This window comes from Nocardia wallacei (assembly GCF_029868745.1).
Taxonomy (GTDB): Bacteria; Actinomycetota; Actinomycetes; order Mycobacteriales; family Mycobacteriaceae; genus Nocardia; species Nocardia wallacei_B.
The window spans coordinates 1-21,124 of record NZ_JARWOP010000051.1 but is presented as its reverse complement, the minus strand read 5'-3'; the positions used below and the strand labels follow the sequence as shown (position 1 = coordinate 21,124).

The window sequence follows — 21,124 nt, the reverse complement described above, 5'->3', positions numbered from 1 at the left end:
TTCGATTCATAGACGATCGTCTACGATGGCGGTCGTGGATCCTTTGAGTTCGCTGCTCGGCGGTATCCGGGCCGAGGGTTCGGTGGTCAGTCACGCCGTGCTGGAGGCGCCGTGGACCATTCGTTTCGCCGATCGCGCGCCGCTCACGATGATCAGCATGTTGCGTGGGACGGGCACGCTGATCCTGTCCGACGGCACCCGGCGCGCGGTCGGAGTGGGCGACACCGCCATCGTGCGCGGCCCCGAGCCCTTCCGCCTCGCCGACTGCCCGGAGGATCCCCACCGCCCGCCCGTCGAGTACGAAATAGCCTGCTTCACACCGGATGCCGAGTGCACCGCGCAGGATCTGGGCGGCATCCGCTGGGGCAACGACCCGAACGGTGCGACGGCCCTGATCGCCGGCGCCTACCGCGCCTCGGGTCACCGTCACGAACGGCTGCTGCGCGCCCTGCCGCCGGTGCTGGTGGTCACCGAGGACACCGAGGTCTGCGACTGGCTCGAGTCCGCTGCCGCCGATGCCGCGTCGCGCTCGGCGGGTTCGCAGGCGTTGATGGATCGGCTGCTCGACTGGGCGCTGGTCTGCACATTGCGCACCTGGTTCGATCGCGCCGGCGCCGACGCGCCCGGCTGGTATCGCGGCCTGTCCGATCCGGTGCTGGCGCCCGCGCTGCAGGCCTTCCACGACCGCCCGTCCCAGGGGTGGACTGTATCGGCGCTCGCCGCCGAATCCGGCGTCTCCCGAGCGCTTTTCGCCAAGCGCTTCACCGCGGTGATGGGCCGGCCGCCGCTGACCTACCTCACCGAATGCCGCATGGACGAGGCCGAGGTGTTGCTCTCCGATACGGATCTCACCATCGCACGGATCGCCGAAAACGTGGGCTATGCCGACGCTTTCGGCTTCAGCGCCGCCTTCAAACGACATCGAGGCATGAGCCCCAGTGCTTTACGGGCCAAGTCACGGGTGGACGAGATTCATCGGCCCGATTCGGGGCCGCCGCTCCAGCGGGCGAGCCGGGTCAAGTAGCGATCGAGATGGTCGGTGGCGAAAACCTCGGCGTGCCAGTCGTTTCGGGTGACGTCGGCGGTCCAGATGTAGGTCGGCACCGGCTTGTCGTATCCGATCAGCGGGACCGTGCGGAGTTCGTACTCGTCGTCCTCGAACGCGTCGATGATCTCCCATTCGGCCGGGGTCAGCCCGTTGAGGACCAGCCCGCCCGCCATGCGGCCGGGCTGCGCCACCAGGCCCGGATACAACCGGCCCGGCAGCGCCGCCACCCGCTGATCGGGCGCCACGCCGAGATCGTGATCCGGTGTGCGGCCCAGCAATCCCTCCAGCACCGGGGCGAATTGCAGCGTGCCATAGACGAACAGCCGATCCCGCACGCCGTCCAGCCGAGACGACCGCCGCGCCCGTGGTGCGGCAGTCATGCCGTCCACCGCGACAACCCGGCGGTTCGCTGCCTCGTTGCCACACCTCTCACCACAGTTCCGGTCCCGCGCCTGCATCCCATGCGTCCACTGTGCCGAATCCCCGCGGGCCGTCGCGGCAGAAAGGGGCGTGACCTCCCTCACGACAGCGCATAGTGCCACATAACCGCATGAGCATGGCTTCATGGCCCACACCGGACAATTCACGCACGCTGCATGATTGCTGGCAGCCGAGATCAGCCCGCCGGACGCACCGTCGACCCCGACAACCGCGCGAACGCGTGCGGGTCGTGCGAGCAGAAGATGGTGATCTGATGCCCGTACTCGCGATTGAGGTCGACCAGCCTGCGCCGATTCTCGCGGTAGGCCCCGCGCACGATCGAGCCCAGTTCGTACAGCTGCCACAGCAGCGGCGTGCGCGGCCCGGCCGGGTCGATCTCGCTGTCCAGATAGAACGCGTCGCCCGCGTGCAGCAGCCAGCCGGTGCCTGTGTCGACCGCCACGCCGACATGCCCGCGCGTGTGGCCCGCCAGCGGCACCACCAGAATGTCGGGCGGCAGGCCGGGCAGGTCGCGCACCGCGCGGAACCCGAACCACTCGTCACCGGTATCCAATTCGTTCACCATCCAGCGCGGTCCGTGCGCCCACTGCGCGGCCCGGTACCGCATCCGCTCCGACGCGGTGCGGCCCGCCGTCGCCGCCCGGAACTCCGGCCCGTGCACATGCACCGTGGCCTCCGGGAAGTCGGCCAGCCCGCCGGCGTGGTCGAGGTCGAGGTGGGTGAGCACGATGTGCCGGACATCCGCCGGGTCGTAACCGAGGCCCTGGATCTGCCGTATCGCCGTCTCGTGCTCGGCGAACTGCGCGCCCAGGAAATGCCGGCTCGGGCCCACCAGGCGTCGCGGATCGCGCACGCAGTCGAGCCCGAACCCGGTGTCCACCAGGACCAGACCCGCTTTGGTCTCGAGGAGCAGGCAGTGATCGACCATGCCCTTGGACATGCTGCCGCAGTTGAGATGATGAATCCGCACGTCGGAAGCGTGTCAGACGCTCTGCCGCTGGTCAATCGCACTGGCAGCGGAAACTGCTCACACCGGCCGGTGCGCGCGAATGATCTCCGCCAGTTGCTCGTAGTCCTCGATGCGGGCGGTCGACCCGCGGAACACCAGGCCGAGTGTGCGCCCCGGCGCGGGTTGCGCGAATCGCGCGATATCCAATGTGCCCCGGGCGGTCTCGGCCGCCACCGCCATCTCCGGGATCAGCGTCACGCCCAGTCCGCCGGCCACGCACTGCACCACGGTCGCCAGCGATGCGGCGCGGGTATCGCCGACCGGGCCCGGGCGCACGTCCTGCGACCGGCACAGGTCCAGGGTCTGGTCGCGCAGGCAGTGTCCCTCGTCGAGCAGCAGCAGCGGCAGGTTGTCCAGGGCGGCCGGCGCCACGCCGGTCTGCCCGGCCAGCTCGTGACCGCGCGGGGTGACCAGCACGAATTCCTCGGTGTAGAGGGGGATCTCGACCAGCCCGGTCGCCTCGTTCGGCAGCGCCAGCAGCGCCACGTCGAGCACCCCGGTACGCAGCCCGTCGAGCAGCCGCGCGGTCTGGTCCTCGATCACGTGCGGCACCAATGCCGGTAGCCGCCTGCGTAACTCCGGTAGCAGGCGCGGCAGCACATACGGCGCGACGGTCGGGATGAGACCGAGGCGCAGGGTGCCGCCGAGGCCGTCCCCCGAGGCGGACGCGACGAACCGGTCGGCCGCCTCCAAGGTCGCCATCGCTTGTGGCAGTAGCCTTTTGCCCGCGGCGGTCACCAGGACGCGGCGCGTGCTGCGCTCGATCAACTGCAATCCCAGCCCGTTTTCCAGTGATGCCAACGCCTGCGATAACGTGGGTTGGCTCACAGATAGCCGCGCGGCCGCGGTGCCGAAATGGCGATACTCGGCGATCGCCACGAACGCACGCAGCTGTGACAGGGTGGGCTGATAAGTCTGATCAGTCACGCCTATCAGTGTAGTGCGACTGATCACCTTTACCTTTTACCGGCCTCCGGGCAAGATCAACCGCGAAGACTTCGCACGGCATTCCCGACAAACGAAGAAGGAGCAAGCATGGCCCTGCTGACCATCGGCGACCAGTTCCCCGCCTACAACCTCACCGCGGTGATCGGTGGCGATCTGTCCAAGGTGAATGCTCAGCAGCCCGACGACTACTTCACCCAGGTCTCCAGCGACGACTACGCCGGCAAGTGGCGCATCGTGTTCTTCTGGCCGAAGGACTTCACCTTCGTCTGCCCGACCGAGATCGCCGCGTTCGGCAAGCTGAACGACGAATTCGCCGACCGCGACGCGCAGGTGCTGGGCGCCTCGGTCGACAACGAGTTCGTGCACTTCCAGTGGCGGGCGCAGCATGAGGATCTGAAGACGCTGCCGTTCCCGATGCTGTCGGACATCAAGCGTGAACTGGCCGCCGCGACCGGCGTACTGAACGCCGACGGTGTCGCCGACCGTGCCACCTTCATCGTCGACCCGAACAACGAGATCCAGTTCGTGTCGGTCACCGCCGGTTCGGTCGGCCGCAACGTCGACGAGGTGCTGCGCGTCCTCGACGCGCTGCAGTCCGACGAGCTGTGCGCGTGCAACTGGAAGAAGGGCGACCCGACCATCGACGCCGGCGAGCTGCTGGCCGCGAGCGTCTGACCCAGGAGCATTACTTGTCTGTCGAGAACCTGAAGAACTCGCTTCCCGAGTACGCCAAGGACCTCAAGCTCAACCTGTCTTCGATCGCGCGGTCCACCGTGCTGAACGAGCAGCAGCTGTGGGGCACCCTGCTCGCCACCGCCGCGGCCACCCGCTCGGCGAGCACGCTGCGCGAGATCGCCGAGGAGGCCGCCGACACGCTGTCGGCGGAGGCCTACAACGCCGCCCTCGGCGCGGCCTCGATCATGGGCATGAACAACGTGTTCTATCGGGGCAAGGCCTTCCTCGACGGTCGCTACGACGACCTGCGCGCGGGCCTGCGCATGCAGATCATCGGCAACCCCGGGGTCGACAAGGCGGACTTCGAACTGTGGTCCTTCGCGGTCTCGTCGATCAACGGGTGCCAGCACTGCCTCGAGGCACACGAGCACACCCTCCGGGAGGCAGGCGTCTCCCGGGAGGCGATCTTCGAGGCACTGCGTGCCGCCGCGATCGTCGCCGGTGTCGGCCAGGCCGTCCAGACCACCGAGGCCCTGGCCACCGCCAACGCCTGACGCAGTACGCATAGTGCCCTGCCCCGAACCACTTGGGCCAGGGCACTTTTGCCTGCGCGAACCACCCGGCGCCCGGCGAGCGGCGGCGGCGACGATGATCGCCGATATCCGATCGAGATGCTCGTCACTCGCGGGCCCGGTGGGCGGGTTTGCCGCGGGTAGGCTGGACGACCATGGGCGCACTCGAAAGCGACGGTACGCAGGTCGAGGTGGTTCGGGTCTTCACCGACGCGACGGGACGGTTCGGTAATCCGCTGGGCATCGCCCGCGCGGCCGATGTCGTCGACGTCGATCACCAGGCGCTGGCGGCGCGGGCCGGGTACAGCGAGACGGTGGTGGTCGAGCCGCCTGTCCAGGACAGTGCGCGAATGCGCATCTACACCCCGGCCATCGAACTGCCCTTCGCCGGGCACCCGACCGTCGGCACCGCGTGGTGGCTGTCGGAGCAGGGCACGCCGGTGAAGGTGCTGGAGGTGCCGGCCGGACCGGTCGCGGTCACTCCGGTCGAGGGGCTGACCTGGGTGCAGGCCCGTGCGGAGTGGGCCCCGGCGTTCCGCTTCCACGAATTCGACGATCCCGCCTTGGTCGCGACACTGGACCCGGCCGACTTCCCCGACGGCCAGCACTACGTCTGGGCCTGGACCAACGAGGCCCGCGGCGCCGTCCGCACCCGCATGTTCGCCCCGGCCATGGGCATCGCCGAGGACGAGGCCACCGGCGCCGCCGCCATCGCCCTCACCGCCCAGCTCCGCCGCGGCCTGATCATCACCCAGGGCCAGGGCTCCCAGTTGTTCACCGAATGGGATTCCGACGGCTGGGTCCGCCTCGGCGGCCGCACGGTCGCCGACCACCCCGTTGTGCTGTAAGTGAGCCTTTCAGCCGATGGCCGCGGCGAGCAGCATGTAGGCCGTGCCCAGGTCCATGACGAGGTGCGGGATGACGGCCGCGCGGCCCGGCTGATGTGGGAGTACGTGCGGCAGTAGGTGTTTCGTGGCCGGAATGAGCATGAAGGCGGCGTCGGCGGTGAACAGCACCGCCAACAGAATCATCGGCAGTTGGGGGGCGTTGTGGTGGACGCCGTGGGTGTGGCCCGACATGGCCCACAGCATCGCCCCGGCGGCGATCACGTGGTAGACGAGCGGGGCCACCGGTGGAATCGCCGCGCTCGATCCGGCATCGCGGCGCTGCAGTACTCGTCCGGCCAGTAACGCGCCGTACACGACGACCATCGCCGTCAGCACGCCCTGGACCGCGGCGGGCGCCGCCGCGACCGGGAACATCAGCATCGCCAGCATCACCAGGCACATGAGCAGGTGGGCGGCGTCGGCCTCGCGGTCCGCCGGAGCTACCGGAATTGCCACTTCCCCATGGCAATTCGACTCCGAGGCGGCCGCCACGAACCGCGCCGCCACGAGTACGGCCGTCACCGCGAACGCCGCCGTCACGCCCCAGCGCAGTGCGCCGTACTCCACCATGAAAGCGCCCACGCCCACACCTCCGACCGGCCGTCCCTCCATGCTCGCACCGCACGCCGCCCCGGGCCACCGCCCTCCGGCCACCACCACTGCCCCTCGACTGTCCCCACGCTGCCCCTGCCGATCGGCCCGGCCGCGGCGACGAACAGCGTCCTGGCCGGGTCAGCCCAGGGCTCGGGTGAAGGCCGCCGCCATCTCGGCGACCTGTTCCTCGGTGATCACGAAAGACGGGGAGATCTGCAGGGCGCCCTGTCCCGCGGCGCGGCCGGATACTCCCTGCGCGCGCAAGGAACGGACCATCGCCGGGGCCTCGGCCGGGTCGGCGAGCTGCACCGCGGCGACCGCGCCGAGGCCGCTGCGGACCTCGGTCACGCGCGGGTGCGCGGCCAGAGGCGAGAAGTGTTCGTGCAATAGCGATTCCAGGTTCTTGCTGGCATCCAGCAGGTTCTCGCGCTCGATGATGTCGAGGTTGGCCATGGCCGCCGCCGCGGCGCCCGCGTGGCCGCCGTAAGTGTACCCGTGGCGGAACCACACGCCGCCGGCGAAGAACGGGTCCGCGACCCGCGGTACGACGAACACCGCGCCCATCGGGAGGTAGCCGGAGGTGAGTCCCTTGGCCGTGGTCATCAGGTCCGGCTCCAGGCCGAAACGCGAAGAGGCGAACCAGGATCCGCCGATCCGGCCGAACCCGGTGACGACTTCGTCGGCGACGAACAGGATGTCGTGCTCTCGGCACAACCGGCGCACCTCGGTCAGATAACCCTCCGGCGGCGGATACACCCCACCCGCACCGATGACCGGCTCGCAGAAGAACGCCGCGATCCGGTCGGCGCCCACCTCATCGATCAGCTCGCGCAACGCCAGCGGATCATTCCATTCGACGGTGCGGGCGTCGGGCATCAGCTCGCCGTACCCCTCCCGGTTGACGGCAATGCCGCCCAGCGCCGTTCCCGCGACGTGCATGCCGTGGTAGGCCAGCCGGCGGCCGACGATCAGGGTCTTGTCCGGCCGCCCCAGCTCGCGCCAGTACCGGCGGGCCAGTTTGGCGGCGGTGTCGACCGAATCGGAGCCACCCGAGGTGAACATGATCTTGCTGCCCGGCACCGGTGCCAGCTCGGCGAGCCGCCGCGCCAGCGCCTGTGTCACCGGCGCGGTGATGTCGCCGAAGTTGGAGTAGTGCGCCAGCTCGGACAACTGCGCCGCGACCGCGTCGGCGATCTCGCGGCGGCCGTGCCCGACGTTGGTGAACCACAGCCCGGCGGTGGCGTCGAGGTAGCGGTTCCCGGCCTGGTCCCAGACGTAGGCGCCCGCACCGCGAGCCACCACGAAAGCTCCGTCGCGCTCGATCGCTCCCATATCGGCGAAACCGTGCCACAGCGCACTCATCTCGGGCTCCTCTCCTCGCCTCGGGCCGACACGGGCGAATTTCCGGCTACTCGGGCCGCGGGTACCCCCCGCGAGACTACCCGTGCCAGGCACTCCCCTCGTGCCCGCCGGACACCGGAGCGGACCGCCCGGACCGGGAAACCAGCGCGCCCAGCCCGGCCACGGCACTCGCCAGCAAAGCGAACACCGCCGCGAGCAACACCAGCCCGATCAACAGCGACAGGTACCCCTGCCCGCGCGGGTCGAGAAACGGGTACGGATACCAATCCACGATCGCCCCGCGCACCATGCTGTACACCCCGTACACCGCCGGATACACCAGCCAGCCACCGATCAGTCGGGCCGTCACACCCAGCCGGGCCGGTACCAGCAGCCAGTCGGCTATCAGCACGATCGGCAGCACCCGGTGCAGGACGTCGTTGATCCACTTGTCGCTCAGCATCACGTCGACCCGCGCCAGCAGCAGCGCGTAGACCACCCCCGTGATCAACAGGTACAGCGTGCTCGCCCCACGCACCGACTGCCAACGCCGAGAGCCCGGGTCAGCCAGCCCGCCGACCAGCAGCACCACGACACCCAGAATGTTCGATTCTATAGTGAAATAGCTCAGATAGTTTGCCGCCGAGAACCCGCTCGCATGGCGCAACGGAATCCACAACAGGGCGACGACGCCCAGCACGCCGAACCCGATCCGCAGCAACCGAATCCACCACGGCGTGCCCGCTCCGGTGACCATGACCACGATCCTCGCACGCGCGACGGCCCGACCGGCCGATCCTCGGCAGACTTCCGGCAAATGTCGCCTCGGGCCCGAGCCGACCCGGGCCCCGCCATCGACCCCGACTCAGGCCGAACCGGCGAACCGCCGCCGCCCGCCGTCGCCGCGCAGCCGGACGACCGGGCGGCGCAGCCCAGTCGAAACGCGCGCACCCAACGCACGAACCTGTGTGCGGAGCAGGGCCGCGATCCCCAGCAGCACGGAGACAACGCGCAGGGCACGGACCCACATCGGCGTTCCGAAACCAGCGGTCATGGACCGATGGTGACATACCGGGCGGTACGCGAGGAACGGCAGCGACCCGATAGCAATCGTTCGGTGATCTCCGCCGCCCCCGCGACGCGATCTCCCGCCGCCGACTTCGCTACCCTGGTTGGTGCAATGACCAGGACCGCCGCCCTTCCCCGCGAGCTCCGAACCCGCCTGGCCGATCTCTCGATCCGCGACGAACACCGGTTGCGCCGGCGGCTCGACAAGGCCCGCGGCGGCGACCTCGGCGACCTCGAGAACGACATAGCCGCCGCCGAACAGCGCATCGCGACCCGCCGCGCCGCCGTCCCGCGGATCCGCTATCCCGAACAGCTACCGGTATCGGCACGTCGCGACGACATCGCCGCGGCCATCGCCGCACACCAGGTCGTGGTCGTGGCCGGCGAGACCGGCTCGGGCAAGACCACCCAGATCCCGAAGATCTGCCTGGAACTGGGCCGCGGCATCCGCGGCACCATCGGGCACACCCAGCCGCGCCGGCTGGCCGCGCGCACCGTCGCCGAGCGCATCGCCGAGGAACTGGGCACCGAACTGGGCGACGTGGTCGGCTACACCGTCCGCTTCACCGACCAGGCCTCCGACCGGACGCTGGTCAAACTGATGACCGACGGCATCCTGCTCGCCGAGATCCAGCGCGACCGGCTGCTGCGCCGCTACGACACGATCATCATCGACGAGGCCCACGAGCGCAGCCTCAACATCGACTTCCTGCTCGGGTACCTCAAGCAGCTACTGCCCCGGCGGCCGGATCTGAAGGTGATCATCACCTCGGCCACAATCGATCCGGATCTGTTCGCGCGCCACTTCTCCGACGAGCAGGGCAGACCCGCGCCGATCGTCGAGGTATCGGGTCGGTCGTATCCGGTGGAGATCCGCTATCGCCCGCTGCTGGCGAACGCCCCGGCGCCCACCGAGGACGACGACGAGGAATCGGGCAGCGGCGACTCCGTGACGGCCCGCGACCCGGTGGACGCCGTCGGCGACGCGGTCAGCGAACTGCTCGCCGAGGGCGACGGCGACGTGCTGGTGTTCCTGTCGGGTGAGCGCGAGATCCGCGACACCGCGGACGCGCTGCGCGATCTGAAACTCCCCCGCACGGAGATCCTGCCGCTGTACGCGCGGCTGTCGGCGGCCGAACAACACCGGGTGTTCCAGTCCCACACCGGCCGTCGCGTGGTGCTGGCCACCAATGTGGCCGAGACCTCGCTGACCGTGCCCGGCATCCGCTACGTCGTGGACCCGGGAACCGCACGCATCTCGCGCTATTCGATGCGGACCAAGGTGCAGCGACTGCCGATCGAACCGATCTCGCAGGCGTCGGCCCGGCAGCGCTCCGGCCGCTGTGGCCGCGTCGCCGACGGCATCTGCATCCGGCTCTACTCCGAGGCCGATTTCGAGGCGCGGCCGCAGTTCACCGAGCCGGAGATCCTGCGCACCAACCTGGCCGCCGTCATTCTGCAGATGGCCGCGCTCGGTCTCGGCGATATCGAGGGCTTCCCGTTCGTGGAACCGCCGGACCAGCGGGCGATCCGCGACGGCATCGCGCTGCTCGAGGAACTCGGCGCACTCGCCCGGAAGTCCTGGGACGACGAGAACGCCGAGAGCACAACGCAATCCGGGCAGCAACGCCGCCGCCACGCGGCCATGGTCGGCGATCTGATGCTGACCCCGGTCGGACGCGAGATGGCCCAGATTCCCGTCGATCCGCGCATGGGCCGAATGCTGGTGCAGGCCAACGGCAACGGGTGCCTGCCCGAGGTGCTGGTGATCGTGGCGGCGCTGTCGATCCAGGACGTCCGCGAACGCCCGGCCGAGTTCCAGCAGGCCGCCGACGCCAAGCATGCCCGGTTCACGGTGGCCGACTCGGACTTCCTGGCCTACCTGCGCCTGTGGGACTACCTGCGCACGCAGCGGAACACGCTGTCGTCCAACCAGTTCCGACGGCGGTGCCGCGACGAGTTCCTGCACTACCTGCGCATCCGGGAATGGCAGGACCTGCACGGCCAGCTGCGCACCATCACCAAGGGCCTGGGCTGGCACAGCGACGGGAAGGTCGCGACGGTGCAGGAGGTGACCGACGCGCTGCCGTGGGACGCCACGGCCATCCATCAGTCGCTGCTGGCGGGCATGCTGTCCCATATCGGCGTGCGGGAGGCCGAGACCCGGGAATTCCTGGGCGCGCGCAACGCCAAATTCATGATCTTCCCCGGCTCCGCGCTGGCCAAGAAACCCCCGCGCTGGGTGATGGCCGCCGAACTGGTGGAGACATCGCGCCTGTGGGGCCGCATGGCCGCGCGCATCGAACCGGAATGGGCCGAGCGGCTGGCCGGCGATCTGGTGAAACGCACCTACTCCGAACCGCATTGGTCCACCAAGCGCGGCGCCGCGATGGCGTACGAGCGGGTCACCCTGTACGGCATTCCGCTGGTGACCCAGCGGCGCGTCGATTTCGGCCGTATCGACGCACCGCTTTCCCGCGAACTGTTCATCAGACACGCACTGGTGCAAGGGGAATGGCAGACGCGCCACGAGTTCTTCCACCGCAACCGAGAATTGCTCGACGACGTCGCCGATCTGGAGAACCGGGCGCGCCGCCGCGATATTCTCGTCGACGATCAGGTGCTGTTCGAGTTCTACGATCAGCGCCTGCCCGCCGATATCGTTTCGGTGCGGCATTTCGACAGCTGGTGGCGGAAAGCGAAACGGGATAATCCTGCGCTGCTGGACTTCTCGACCTCGACGGTGGTGAACGAGGACGCGGCGCGGCTGGACCCGACCGCATTCCCGGACAGCTGGCGGCAGGGCGAGCTGACCTTCGGCCTCACTTATCAATTCGAGCCCGGGCAGGCGGATGACGGTGTCACCGTGCATATTCCGGTCGCGCAGTTGGCACACGTCCGCGCCGTCGGATTCGACTGGCTGGTGCCCGGAATGCGCGAGGAACTGGCCGCCGCCTTGATCAAAACGCTGCCGAAACATCTGCGCCGCAGCGTCGTTCCGGCCCCGGACTTCGCCCGCGCCGCGCTCGCCCGCCTCACGCCGCGCGCCGAGCCGCTGCGCACCGGTCTGGCCCGGGAGCTGTCGCGGCTGGGCTCGGTGACGATCACCCCGGCCGACCTGGATCCCGCGGCACTGCCCGACCACTTGCGCATGACCTTCGCCGCCACCGCGCCCGACGGCACGGTGCTCGATCGTGGCAAGAGCCTGGCCGCGCTGAAAACGGCGCTGGCCGACCAGGTCTCGAAATCGGTCGCCCGCGCCACCGCCGGCGCCGAACGCGCCCCGGCGACGGTATGGACGTCGGAGTCGCTGGGCACCCTCGCGCCGACCGTGCGCCGCGAAGTGGGCGGCCAGACCATCACCGGATATCCGGCGCTGGTCCCCGAGGGCGAGGGCGTCGCCGTGCGGGTGCTGTCCTCACCGGCACAGCAGGCCGCCGCCATGCGAGCGGGAACCCGTGCGCTGATCCTGGGCGAATTGCCGTCCTCACCGCGCGCCGTCACCGCGGGCCTGTCCCCGGCCGACCGGCTGGCACTGACTCAGAATCCGTACGGCTCGCTCGACGCGCTGGTGGAGGACTGCCGGGCCTGCGCCGCCGACGAACTGATCGCCGCGAACGGCGGTCCGGTTCGCGATCCCGCGGAGTTCCGGGCGCTCGTGGACAGGATCCGGCCGCGGTTCTCCGAGACCGTCGCGCGAATCGTCCGGCTGGTGGTCCCGGTGCTCGCCGAGGCCCATCGGGTGCGGACCGCGTTGTCGGACACCACCGATCGCGAGATCGACGAGGATGTCACCCACCAACTCGACGAGCTGGTCTTCCCCGGTTTCGTCCGGGAATTCGGCAGTGCCCGGCTGCGGGAGCTGCCCCGCTACCTGCAGGGGGCGGTCGCGCGGCTGGAGGCGCTGCCCGCCTCGGCCGACCGGGACCGGCGCGGCATGGCCGAACTGGATCGCGCGCACACCGCCTACCAGCGACTGCTCGACGCGCTGCCGGAGGCTCGCCGCACCGCCCGCGATGTCACCGAGATCTGGTGGATGACAGAGGAATTGCGGGTCAGCCTGTTCGCGCAGCAGCTCGGCACGCCATATCCGGTGTCGGCCAAGCGAATCGAGAAGGTGATCGCCGCCGTGCGCGCGACACCGGCCCGGAAACCCGTCGGCTGAGCCGTTTCGGGTTCAGTCCGCGCTGACGCCGACCGTGTGCTCGGCGCGGTGGCGCCGCAGATCGGCGATCTCCTGCTCGAAATCCTCGGCGGAGCTGAAGGATCGGTACACCGAGGCGAAACGCAGATACGCCACCTCGTCCAGATCGCGCAGCGGACCCAGGATGGCCAGCCCGACCTCGTGGCTGGGCACCTCCGGAGACCCCTTGGCCCGCACCGCGTCCTCCACCTGCTGCGCGAGCAGGTTCAGGGCGTCGTCGTCGACCTCGCGGCCCTGGCACGCCCGCCGCACGCCACGAATGACCTTCTCACGGCTGAACGGCTCGGTGACACCGCTGCGCTTGACCACGGATAGGATCGCGGTCTCGACCGTGGTGAATCGCCGCCCGCATTGGGGGCAGGCACGACGACGCCTGATGGCGGAGCCTTCTTCGGCCTCACGCGAGTCGACGACCCGCGAATCCGGGTGCCGGCAGTACGGGCAATGCATCCGAGATCCTTCGTCGATGCCTGCATCGGTCACGGCGATATCGATCATCACCGCATGGGTCCAGCGCATGCTGCGTTCGTGTGCAGCAATCTCGAGGATACCCGCAGGACAGCGACGATGGCCGGGTACACCCCGGACAACCCCGCTCGGGACCGGCCCGGAAGGCGCCGGGCGGACCGGCCGCAGCGCCCGCGACCGCCCCGCGGCGGCCGCGCCGCACCGGTCAACGGCTCGAGGCCGGCACGATCAGCGTGCGCCCCGCGGACACCTCGGAGCCACGTAAACCGTTGAGTTCCACGATCTTTCGGACCGTATCCCGCACCGGAACATCCGGCGCCACCCGCGCCGCCACCTCGGACAGCGACTCTCCCGCAGCGACCTGCACCACCTGCGTGGACTCGCCGGCCGGTGCGCTCGCGCGCAGGTGCGCCACCCCGATCAGGCCGCATACCACCGCGGCACTCACCAGCGCAGTGACCGCCAGTGTCGCGAAGCCCAGCCGCGCCCGCTCCACCCGGTCGAACGGGTGCGGGCCGCGCGAGAGCTCCGTGCGCGGCCGCTCGTAACGCACGACCGCGGCCCGGGGGCGGTCGCCGCCCGGCCGCCGCGGATCCGGATCCGGGCGGGCGGGCTCGGCGGGCCGCGAGCGGGTGGGCACGGAGGGGAGGCGCGGGACGGTGTCGAAGCCCAGATCGCCTCCGGCGGAGTCGATTTCGCTGATCGCAGTGCGCATCGGACAGACCTCCAGGTGGTATGGCGGGACGATGGCGTTCGCTCATCTGTTCGAAGAACTGATGTTCGATTCTTACCACGGGGCACCGACAAAGTCACGGCTTCGCGCGACATGCGTCGAACAGATGTTTGATACCTGGTGGCCGGCCGACTACATTCGAAACACGAAACCCGGTGAGACCCATGACGAGCGCCCGCAGCCGGATCCGCGGCGCCGGGGCCGAACCGAGAACATCCATGAACGGAGGACGGCGACAGTGAGCGAACGCACGGTAGGCGGGCACCCCGACGTGGAGGCCCCCGCCACCGAAACGGACGGCGCCGATTCGCCCGCCACCGGGGCGGACCTCACCGTCCGCCAGCGCAAGGTGCTGGAGGTCATCCGCACCTCGGTCAGCGAGCGCGGCTATCCGCCCAGCATCCGCGAGATCGGCGACGCGGTCGGACTCACCTCGACCTCTTCGGTCGCCCATCAGTTGCGCGCCCTGGAGCGCAAGGGCTACCTGCGCCGCGATCCGAATCGTCCACGCGCGGTGGATGTCCGGGGCCTGGACGAGACGGCGCTGCGCGCGGCCGCCGGTGAGGTCGCGCAGCTGCGCCCGCTGGAGTCGGAGTCCGCCGGCCAGCCGGTCCCGACCTACGTCCCGGTGCTGGGCCGGATCGCCGCCGGTGGCCCGATCCTGGCCGAGCAGGCCGTGGAGGACGTCTTCCCGCTGCCGCGCGAGCTGGTCGGCGAGGGTTCGCTGTTCCTGCTCAAGGTCGTCGGCGAGTCGATGGTCGACGCCGCCATCTGCGACGGCGACTGGGTGGTCGTGCGCCAGCAGAACGTCGCCGACAACGGCGACATCGTGGCGGCGATGATCGAGGGCGAGGCCACGGTGAAGACGTTCAAGCGGGCGGGGAAGCAGGTCTGGCTGCTGCCGCACAACCCGCTGTTCGAACCCATTCCCGGCAACGACGCGCAGATCCTGGGCAAGGTCGTCACGGTGATCCGCAAGATCTGAGGCGGATCACCCGGTGCGCACCTCGGTCGCCCGGCCGACCAGGTGCGTGGCTGCGTCGCCCCGGTCGCGGTCCTCGCACAGGATCCGCACCATGTGCCGTCCGGCGCGCACCGGGCCCGACTCGAGATCGACGACCCCGTCGGCGGGCACTCGCCGCCACGGCCCGTCGATGTGCCGCGCCGCGATCTGGCAGTCGTCACCGGGCTTCGCGCCGACGACGTGCGCGGTAATGGTGGCGCCACCCTCGAAGGTGACCATGGGCGCCGCCGCCACGGACCCGGCGCCGGCCATAAACTGGCCGGCGGCCGACCCGGCGACCAGTACGATGCGGAACTCGAGCGTGCGAGATCGCTTCATGACCTCATGGTCCACCCGCACCGGCGGAATTCCGCGGAACGGCGGCGGTACCGCGTGTTCGAGGTCAGCGCCGGGCGGTCAGCGAATCCCGTCGCGAATGCGAGGCGCCGTGGGCGTCCTCGCAATGCGCGGGCGAACGGCCGCCGAGTTCGATCAGTTCGGGCTGGGCGTGGTCCACCTGGAGCGTCGCGTGCTCGATGTGGTGTGCGCGAATCAGCCACTGCGCCAAGTCCTCCCGCACGGCGTGGCAATCTCGGCCCGGTTCGACCAGCACATGCGCCGACAGCGCGGGCGAGCCGGAAGTGATCTCCCAGATGTGCAGATCGTGGATCTCGACGACGCCGTCCCGGGCGGCCATGGCCCGGCCGATATCGGCCGGATCGAGGTCGGCGGGTGCGGCCTCCAGGAAGATCCGGCTCGACGCGCGGACCAGCCCGAACCCCGCACGCACCATCAGGGCGACCACCACCAGCGTGGCGAGGACATCGGCACGGGCGAATCCGGTCACGACGATCACCACGCCGGCGACCGCGGTCGCGATGAAGGCGAACAGGTCGGTCAGGATGTGCTGGAAGGCGCCCTCGACATTCAGGCTGGTGCGGTTGGCACGCGAGATCATCCAGGTCGCCGCCAGATTGACGACGATGCCGACCAGCGCGGTACCCAGCACCAGGCCACCGGTGACCTCCGGCGGATCGGCCAGGCGCCGGATCGCCTCGTAGCCCAGCCACACCGCCAGCAGCAGCAGAGTCAGCCCGTTGGCCTGTGCGGACAGGATCTCCACTCGCTTCCAGCCGAAGGTCATCCGGCCGGCGGCGGGCCGCGCGGCGAGCCGGATCGCCCAGAGCGCCAACGCGATCGAGGCGGCGTCGGTCAGCATGTGCGCGGCATCGGACAGCAGGGCCAGCGATCCTGCGATCACGCCCACCACGACCTCGCCGATGAGGAACACCACGATCACCGCCAGCGCCCCCGTCAGCCAGCGCTTGTCGCTGTCCGGCGACGCCTGCGCGTGCGAGTGCGCCGAAGCGTGACCGTGTGCGTGTCCTGCGCCCATCATCTCCCCTATTCGTTCGTCCGCGCCATTCGCGATCATATGCACGCATCGCTATATATACAAGAGGCTGGTCGGTCGACCATTTACCGATCGGGCACACTTGCCTGTGCTCGAGAACCGCACGACGGAGAGGAACCCATGCCCGCCACCACCCTGGACCCGCACACCGCCCTGGTGCTCATCGACCTGCAGCGGGGCATCGTCGGGGCGGCCACGGTGCCGCACAACGCCTCCGACGTGGTCGCGCGCGGCGCCGAACTGGCCCGCGCCTTCCGCAACGCGGGGCAGCCGGTGGCGCTCGTGCGGGTCTCGTTCGCCCCCGACTGGGCCGACGCGCCACCGGGACGCACCGAAATCGGCCGCCCGACGCCGCCCGCGCCGCAAGGCTGGGACACGCTGGTCGACGAACTCGACGTGCAGCCCACCGACATCGTGGTCACCAAGCGGAACTGGGGCGCCTTCCACGGCACCGACCTGGACCTGCAACTGCGCCGCCGCGGGATCACCGGCATCGTGCTGGGCGGCGTCGCGACGAGTATCGGCGTCGAATCGACCGCGCGGGCGGCCTACGAACACGGCTATCACGTCACCGTCGCCACCGACGCCAGTGCCGACCGGGACGCCGACTCGCACGCGCACAGCGTCGCGAAGATCTTCCCGCGCCTCGGGGAAACCGCCACCACCGAGGAGATCCTCGCACTGCTCCCCCACAGCGCCAACTGAATCCGGCCGGGAACGGGATCCGCCCGTCGTCGCCTCAGCGACCACCCCGACCCGGCATCGGCACGCCCAACTGCTGGTAGAGGTCGAGCCGGTCCTGGTATTGCCGGTCCCGCACGACTTTCAACTCGTCGTCGAACGCGAGCACCTTGGCGTAGGCGATCCGGAACCGGCGTCCGGTGGCCGGGAGCAGCGTCGCGCCGCCGAGTACGAAGTCGGCGCCCGAGGTCGCCGTCCCGATCAGCTCGGCAACCACCGTGTCCTCGCCGACATGCAGGTCGGCGATCTCCTCGGTGTAGTCCGGGAAGGCCGCGAACCAGGCCCGGCTCCACGCCAGCGTCCCCGGCAGATCCAGCCCCAACCCGACGAACGGGTCGAACCGGTAGTTCGCGGCGCAGGTGGCCTCCCACGCCTGCCAGTCCTGCCCGGTCCAGGCCCGCTGCACGGCGTCGTAGGCGGACCGAATCGAATCCCTCTGTCCTTCACGAGCATTCACGCGCTGACTATATATCATCATAGTTAGGATCGCCGCGACACAACGCGGCCGACTCACCCAGACCCCTCGCCGAAGCGACGAACCGGCGGGTGTCCTCCGCACCCTGACGGGTGTGCGGGGAGTCGCAACGGACATGCGGGCGATCGCGCTTGCCGCAATCTGGTCGCGCCTGCCGCGCAAGCGGGCGGCGCGCGACTCGGCACGGCTGAGCAGGGGCGGCGCCGACTCGCGGAACCACCCCGTCGTCCCGACGAACACGCTGGTCGACCGGCCGCAGGACACCGCGTCCAGCCGCGTAACCCGACCTTTACCGCGATGTCGCGCCGCGTAATCGAGCGATCGGCACGCTACGGCCATGTCCTCCGGTGCAATCCGATCCGGCCCCGGCGATCTCTATCCCGGAGCGTCCGGCGGCAATCGAGAGTCCCTCCCCGACGCGGCGTGCGAGCGGGCGGTGTTCGGCGATCAAGTGCGCGAGTTGCTGCCCGCGGCGTCCCATCTGGCGGCCCGGCGGGTCCGTGATCTGCTGCGCGCGGCGCTGCGCGCCGGGGAGTTCGGCACCGGGCGGCTGCCGGGTGAGACCGAGCTGATGGCGCAGTATCGCGCGCCCCGGGACGTGCTGCGGGAGGCGCTGGATCTGCTGCGCCGCGACGGGCTGATCGAACGCCGCCGCGGGCTGGGCACCTCGACCGTGCGCGCCGAGTACGTGGTCCCGGGCGCGCTGCCGCCGCAGAACCGCGCGCTGGACGACCACCTGGCGGTCGGACGGATCACGCCGCGGCTGCTGCACTGGGCCTGGACACCCGCGCCGCGGGTGATCGCCGGGCAACTCGACGACACCTCTATCGGCGACGACTGCCTGTGCGTCGAGTATGTGCTGCTCGCCGACCGGAGGCCGATGGCGGTGTTCACCAACTACATTCGCGCCCCCGAGGCCGCCCGGGTGGACCAGTCCCGATTCCGGCGCGACTTCTACGCGCTGCTGCATTCCGGCGGCATCGATACGGCGAGTTGCGATGTCGGCGTGCAGGCCGCCGGCGCCGACGAGCACACGGCCGCGCTGCTGCACGTACTCCCCGGCGAGCCGGTGCTGCTGATCCAGCAGCGCATCCGCGACCGATCCGGCCGGGTGGTCGATTACGCGCTCGGCGCCTGCCGCAACGAGCTGCTCATCGAGATCGGCCACATTCCCCGCTTCGACCTCACCGGTGCCCACTGACGGAAGGATTCCGCATGACCGAGACAGCAGCCCACCCGATTTCGTTCGACACGGTGACCGACGCGGCGGCCGCATTGCGGCGCGGCGACGTCACCGCCACCGAACTGACCGAGCGGGCGCTCGCGACGCCCGACGACCTCGGCGTGTACCTGGCCCGCTGCGACGAGCGCGCGCTGGCGCGCGCCGCGGCGGTCGACCGGCAGTTGGCCGCGGGCGCCGAGGTGCCGCCGCTCGCCGGAATTCCCTTGGGCGTCAAGGATATTCTCGCGCACACCGCCGCCCCGACGACGGCGCAGAGCCTGGTGCTGGACCCGGCCTGGGCGGCGGGGATCGGCGACTGCGCGGTGGTCCGGCGCCTCGAACGGGCGGGCGCGGTGATCACCGGAAAGACCAGCACCATGGAGTTCGCGATCGGCGTCCCCGACCCGGACAAGCCGTTCCCCGTGCCGCGCTGCGCCTGGGACCGCGATCGGTGGGCCGGTGGCTCCAGCTCCGGATCGGGCTCGGGCGTCGCAGCCGGACACTTCCTGGCCGCGATCGGCACCGACACCGCGGGCAGCATCCGCATCCCCGCGGCGTTCAACGGCGTCACCGGACTCAAGCCCACCTTCGGCCGGGTGCCGAAATCCGGGGTGGTGCCGCTGGGTTACACCCTGGACCACGTCGGCCCGCTGGCCCGGTCGGCGGCCGACTGCGCGCTGCTGCTGTCCGTGCTGGCCGGTCCGGACACCGAGGATCCGTACAGCGCCGATGTCCCGGTCGCCGACTATCCGGCCGCGCTCACCGGCGACCTGCAGGGCGTCAGGGTCGGCGTCGACACTCTCGACCGCTATGCCGACGGCGGGATCGACCCCGCGCAGCCCCGACTCTTCGCCGAAGCCGTCGACACGCTGCGCGCCGCGGGCGCCACCGTGGTCCCGGTCGAGGTGCCGATGTACCCCGAACTGGTGGCCATCGATCTGGTGGTGATGCTGGCCGAGGCGCATGCCTACCACCGCGGAGATTTACGCGACCGCTGGACCGACTACGGCCGCGGCACCCGCATCGTGCTCGCGGGCGGGGCCGCGGTCACCGGACCGGATTATGTTCAGGCGCAACGAGTCCGGCACGTGGCGCGGCGGCGAATGGCGGATCTGCTCGGCGAGGTCGATCTGGTCGTCACACCGACCGGTCACCTCGGCGCCCCGCCGCTGGCCTCCCTCGATCCGCTGCGCCCGCTCGGCGCGCTGTCCTCACTGCACACGCCCTATTGGAATCCGCTGGGAAATCCCACCCTGGCCGTACCGATCGGTTTGTCCGGCGACGCCACTCCGCTGTCCATGTCGATCAGCGGCCGGCATTTCGACGAGGCGACCGTCCTGCGCGCCGGCGACGCCTATCAACGCCGGACCACCCACCACCTCGCGAAAGGCATCCGATGACAGCCACCTCCACCTGGTCCGCCGAGCCCGAGGAAAATGCCGCCGTGGAAGCCCTGTACGAGTTGATGGGCACGCTGGCGGAACTCCTGCACGGCTGCGACGACGCCCGATACGGCGACCCGACCGGCGGTCACCGCGTCGACTGACCTGGGATTCCACCCGGAAACGGGCCGGAAGACGACGGAGTTCCGAATCCCGCGGACCCAGAGAATTCCTCCCGGATCCGATTGTTTCAGCCTTTCGCACATTCCCCGCCGGAAACGCCGAATAGCGCCGGATTCGCTACTCGGGACCGCGCTGCGGTACGGTATACACAATCCGAGTAGAGCAGTGTCTGTGCGAAAGGGCTGACTCATGGCCAAGAAGGTCACCGTCACGCTCATCGACGATTACGACGGGAAGTCCAAAGCGGATGAGACCGTGCAGTTCTCGATTGATGGCGTGGCCTACGAAATCGATCTCTCCACGTTGAATGCCGGTAAGCTACGGGGTTCTCTGGAACCCTGGGCCGAAAAGGCCCGCAAGGTCGGCCGGGTCAAGTCCGGCACGGTGGCACGGCCGAAGTCCGCGGCCGACCGGGAACAGACCGTCGCGATCCGGGAATGGGCCAAGAAACACGGCTACAACGTGTCCGCCCGCGGCCGAATTTCCTCCGAGATCGTCGCCGCCTATCACAAAGCGAACAAGTAACTCCTGATCGGGGCTTTTGCCCTGGTAATGAGGTTCCGGCCGGGTCCGGATTACCGCGCCACCGCGCGCGATAATCCGGACCCGGCCGTCCTCTCCGCGGGCCCTACCCGAGTGGAAGGCGCCCACGCCCAGCCGGAACCCGGGGCGGGTAGCCAGTGATCATGGTACGGCTACCAGCCGTACCCCAATGT

23 protein-coding genes are annotated in these 21,124 nt (G+C 69.8%); 11 read left to right on the top strand and 12 right to left on the bottom strand.

All coding sequences use genetic code 11. The annotated features are described in order from the left end of the window. Window positions 1–34 precede the first annotated feature (34 nt). Window positions 35–1,024 carry an AraC family transcriptional regulator gene (locus QH470_RS02880; RefSeq protein WP_280270669.1) on the top strand — a complete coding sequence of 330 codons (990 nt, stop codon included), beginning with the start codon at window positions 35–37 and terminating at the stop codon, window positions 1,022–1,024. Here the strand turns inward: QH470_RS02880 and QH470_RS02875 are convergent. The 3 genes from QH470_RS02875 to QH470_RS02865 form a co-directional block, all read right to left on the bottom strand. Further along, window positions 973–1,428 carry a gamma-glutamylcyclotransferase family protein gene (locus tag QH470_RS02875; RefSeq protein WP_280270668.1) on the bottom strand — a complete coding sequence of 152 codons (456 nt, stop codon included), beginning with the start codon at window positions 1,426–1,428 and terminating at the stop codon, window positions 973–975. The genes QH470_RS02880 and QH470_RS02875 overlap by 52 nt on opposite strands. Before the next feature lie 236 nt (window positions 1,429–1,664). Further along, window positions 1,665–2,459, bottom strand: a complete 795-nt coding sequence (locus QH470_RS02870) for an MBL fold metallo-hydrolase (protein ID WP_280270667.1) — start codon at window positions 2,457–2,459, stop codon at window positions 1,665–1,667. A 57-nt stretch (window positions 2,460–2,516) separates the two neighbouring features. Next, window positions 2,517–3,425 carry a hydrogen peroxide-inducible genes activator gene (locus tag QH470_RS02865; protein ID WP_280270666.1) on the bottom strand — a complete coding sequence of 303 codons (909 nt, stop codon included), beginning with the start codon at window positions 3,423–3,425 and terminating at the stop codon, window positions 2,517–2,519. A 108-nt stretch (window positions 3,426–3,533) separates the two neighbouring features. Between QH470_RS02865 and QH470_RS02860 the strand changes: the two genes are divergently transcribed. The 3 genes from QH470_RS02860 (at window position 3,534) to QH470_RS02850 (ending at window position 5,541) form a co-directional block, all read left to right on the top strand. Beyond that, a complete protein-coding gene (locus tag QH470_RS02860; protein ID WP_280270665.1) occupies window positions 3,534–4,121 on the top strand; it encodes a peroxiredoxin in 588 nt (195 codons plus the stop codon). 14 nt (window positions 4,122–4,135) lie between these two features. Beyond that, entirely contained in the window at window positions 4,136–4,675 is a 540-nt protein-coding gene (gene ahpD, locus QH470_RS02855; protein ID WP_280270664.1) for an alkylhydroperoxidase, AhpD family, read from the top strand. A 173-nt stretch (window positions 4,676–4,848) separates the two neighbouring features. Then, window positions 4,849–5,541: a PhzF family phenazine biosynthesis protein gene (locus QH470_RS02850; protein ID WP_280270663.1), complete on the top strand. Its 693-nt coding sequence runs from the start codon at window positions 4,849–4,851 to the stop codon at window positions 5,539–5,541. Between the two features lie 9 nt (window positions 5,542–5,550). Here the strand turns inward: QH470_RS02850 and QH470_RS02845 are convergent, their stop codons facing one another. The 4 genes from QH470_RS02845 to QH470_RS02830 all read right to left on the bottom strand — a co-directional run bounded on the left by QH470_RS02845 (window position 5,551) and on the right by QH470_RS02830 (window position 8,569). Further along, window positions 5,551–6,162, bottom strand: coding sequence for a DUF5134 domain-containing protein (locus QH470_RS02845; protein WP_280270662.1), 612 nt, complete (start codon window positions 6,160–6,162; stop codon window positions 5,551–5,553). Window positions 6,163–6,312: 150 nt separating this feature from the next. Beyond that, window positions 6,313–7,536: an aminotransferase family protein gene (locus QH470_RS02840; protein WP_280270661.1), complete on the bottom strand. Its 1,224-nt coding sequence runs from the start codon at window positions 7,534–7,536 to the stop codon at window positions 6,313–6,315. Window positions 7,537–7,612: 76 nt separating this feature from the next. Continuing rightward, on the bottom strand, window positions 7,613–8,272 hold the full coding sequence (locus QH470_RS02835; protein WP_280270660.1) for a Pr6Pr family membrane protein: 660 nt from the start codon (window positions 8,270–8,272) through the stop codon (window positions 7,613–7,615). Window positions 8,273–8,380: 108 nt separating this feature from the next. After that, window positions 8,381–8,569 carry a hypothetical protein gene (locus QH470_RS02830; RefSeq protein ID WP_280270659.1) on the bottom strand — a complete coding sequence of 63 codons (189 nt, stop codon included), beginning with the start codon at window positions 8,567–8,569 and terminating at the stop codon, window positions 8,381–8,383. 126 nt (window positions 8,570–8,695) lie between these two features. Between QH470_RS02830 and hrpA the strand changes: the two genes are divergently transcribed. Next, the gene (gene hrpA / locus QH470_RS02825; protein WP_280270658.1) at window positions 8,696–12,748 is read left to right on the top strand and encodes an ATP-dependent RNA helicase HrpA; all 4,053 of its coding nucleotides are present in this window, start codon (window positions 8,696–8,698) and stop codon (window positions 12,746–12,748) included. Window positions 12,749–12,760: 12 nt separating this feature from the next. Here the strand turns inward: hrpA and nrdR are convergent, their stop codons facing one another. Next, window positions 12,761–13,237, bottom strand: a complete 477-nt coding sequence (gene nrdR, locus QH470_RS02820) for a transcriptional regulator NrdR (protein WP_280270676.1) — start codon at window positions 13,235–13,237, stop codon at window positions 12,761–12,763. Window positions 13,238–13,460: 223 nt separating this feature from the next. Next, on the bottom strand, window positions 13,461–13,970 hold the full coding sequence (locus QH470_RS02815; protein ID WP_280270657.1) for a LysM peptidoglycan-binding domain-containing protein: 510 nt from the start codon (window positions 13,968–13,970) through the stop codon (window positions 13,461–13,463). A 289-nt stretch (window positions 13,971–14,259) separates the two neighbouring features. Between QH470_RS02815 and lexA the strand changes: the two genes are divergently transcribed. After that, the gene (gene lexA / locus QH470_RS02810; protein WP_280270675.1) at window positions 14,260–14,973 is read left to right on the top strand and encodes a transcriptional repressor LexA; all 714 of its coding nucleotides are present in this window, start codon (window positions 14,260–14,262) and stop codon (window positions 14,971–14,973) included. A 6-nt stretch (window positions 14,974–14,979) separates the two neighbouring features. Here lexA and QH470_RS02805 read toward each other — a convergent pair whose 3' ends face one another. Together QH470_RS02805 and QH470_RS02800 are read right to left on the bottom strand one after the other, a co-directional pair. Next, a complete protein-coding gene (locus tag QH470_RS02805; RefSeq protein WP_280270656.1) occupies window positions 14,980–15,330 on the bottom strand; it encodes a hypothetical protein in 351 nt (116 codons plus the stop codon). A 64-nt stretch (window positions 15,331–15,394) separates the two neighbouring features. Then, window positions 15,395–16,390: a cation diffusion facilitator family transporter gene (locus tag QH470_RS02800; protein ID WP_425302585.1), complete on the bottom strand. Its 996-nt coding sequence runs from the start codon at window positions 16,388–16,390 to the stop codon at window positions 15,395–15,397. A 135-nt stretch (window positions 16,391–16,525) separates the two neighbouring features. On the opposite strand from QH470_RS02800, the gene QH470_RS02795 reads away from it, so the two are divergent. Further along, a complete protein-coding gene (locus QH470_RS02795; RefSeq protein WP_280270655.1) occupies window positions 16,526–17,110 on the top strand; it encodes a hydrolase in 585 nt (194 codons plus the stop codon). Window positions 17,111–17,144: 34 nt separating this feature from the next. Here QH470_RS02795 and QH470_RS02790 read toward each other — a convergent pair whose 3' ends face one another. Beyond that, window positions 17,145–17,603: an ester cyclase gene (locus QH470_RS02790; protein ID WP_280270654.1), complete on the bottom strand. Its 459-nt coding sequence runs from the start codon at window positions 17,601–17,603 to the stop codon at window positions 17,145–17,147. A gap of 355 nt (window positions 17,604–17,958) precedes the next feature. On the opposite strand from QH470_RS02790, the gene QH470_RS02785 reads away from it, so the two are divergent. The 4 genes from QH470_RS02785 to QH470_RS02770 all read left to right on the top strand — a co-directional run bounded on the left by QH470_RS02785 (window position 17,959) and on the right by QH470_RS02770 (window position 20,933). After that, window positions 17,959–18,822 carry a GntR family transcriptional regulator gene (locus QH470_RS02785; RefSeq protein ID WP_280270653.1) on the top strand — a complete coding sequence of 288 codons (864 nt, stop codon included), beginning with the start codon at window positions 17,959–17,961 and terminating at the stop codon, window positions 18,820–18,822. Window positions 18,823–18,836: 14 nt separating this feature from the next. Further along, on the top strand, window positions 18,837–20,243 hold the full coding sequence (locus tag QH470_RS02780; RefSeq protein ID WP_280270652.1) for an amidase: 1,407 nt from the start codon (window positions 18,837–18,839) through the stop codon (window positions 20,241–20,243). Continuing rightward, a complete protein-coding gene (locus QH470_RS02775; protein ID WP_280270651.1) occupies window positions 20,240–20,389 on the top strand; it encodes a hypothetical protein in 150 nt (49 codons plus the stop codon). The genes QH470_RS02780 and QH470_RS02775 overlap by 4 nt, the downstream gene beginning before the upstream one ends. Before the next feature lie 208 nt (window positions 20,390–20,597). Then, window positions 20,598–20,933: a histone-like nucleoid-structuring protein Lsr2 gene (locus QH470_RS02770; protein ID WP_187687828.1), complete on the top strand. Its 336-nt coding sequence runs from the start codon at window positions 20,598–20,600 to the stop codon at window positions 20,931–20,933. Window positions 20,934–21,124: the final 191 nt, after the last annotated feature.

What these genes read in the sequence shown, in the direction of transcription:
- QH470_RS02775 (WP_280270651.1), top strand. Translation starts at nt 20,240, where the DNA reads ATGACAGCCACCTCCACCTGGTCCGCCGAGCCCGAGGAAAATGCCGCC.
- QH470_RS02830 (WP_280270659.1), bottom strand. Translation starts at nt 8,569, where the DNA reads ATGACCGCTGGTTTCGGAACGCCGATGTGGGTCCGTGCCCTGCGCGTT.
- QH470_RS02795 (WP_280270655.1), top strand. Translation starts at nt 16,526, where the DNA reads ATGCCCGCCACCACCCTGGACCCGCACACCGCCCTGGTGCTCATCGAC.
- QH470_RS02840 (WP_280270661.1), bottom strand. Translation starts at nt 7,536, where the DNA reads ATGAGTGCGCTGTGGCACGGTTTCGCCGATATGGGAGCGATCGAGCGC.
- QH470_RS02835 (WP_280270660.1), bottom strand. Translation starts at nt 8,272, where the DNA reads ATGGTCACCGGAGCGGGCACGCCGTGGTGGATTCGGTTGCTGCGGATC.
- hrpA (WP_280270658.1), top strand. Translation starts at nt 8,696, where the DNA reads ATGACCAGGACCGCCGCCCTTCCCCGCGAGCTCCGAACCCGCCTGGCC.
- QH470_RS02780 (WP_280270652.1), top strand. Translation starts at nt 18,837, where the DNA reads ATGACCGAGACAGCAGCCCACCCGATTTCGTTCGACACGGTGACCGAC.
- QH470_RS02815 (WP_280270657.1), bottom strand. Translation starts at nt 13,970, where the DNA reads ATGCGCACTGCGATCAGCGAAATCGACTCCGCCGGAGGCGATCTGGGC.
- QH470_RS02860 (WP_280270665.1), top strand. Translation starts at nt 3,534, where the DNA reads ATGGCCCTGCTGACCATCGGCGACCAGTTCCCCGCCTACAACCTCACC.
- QH470_RS02850 (WP_280270663.1), top strand. Translation starts at nt 4,849, where the DNA reads ATGGGCGCACTCGAAAGCGACGGTACGCAGGTCGAGGTGGTTCGGGTC.
- QH470_RS02785 (WP_280270653.1), top strand. Translation starts at nt 17,959, where the DNA reads ATGTCCTCCGGTGCAATCCGATCCGGCCCCGGCGATCTCTATCCCGGA.
- QH470_RS02770 (WP_187687828.1), top strand. Translation starts at nt 20,598, where the DNA reads ATGGCCAAGAAGGTCACCGTCACGCTCATCGACGATTACGACGGGAAG.
- nrdR (WP_280270676.1), bottom strand. Translation starts at nt 13,237, where the DNA reads ATGCATTGCCCGTACTGCCGGCACCCGGATTCGCGGGTCGTCGACTCG.
- QH470_RS02875 (WP_280270668.1), bottom strand. Translation starts at nt 1,428, where the DNA reads ATGACTGCCGCACCACGGGCGCGGCGGTCGTCTCGGCTGGACGGCGTG.
- QH470_RS02805 (WP_280270656.1), bottom strand. Translation starts at nt 15,330, where the DNA reads ATGAAGCGATCTCGCACGCTCGAGTTCCGCATCGTACTGGTCGCCGGG.
- QH470_RS02800 (WP_425302585.1), bottom strand. Translation starts at nt 16,390, where the DNA reads ATGATGGGCGCAGGACACGCACACGGTCACGCTTCGGCGCACTCGCAC.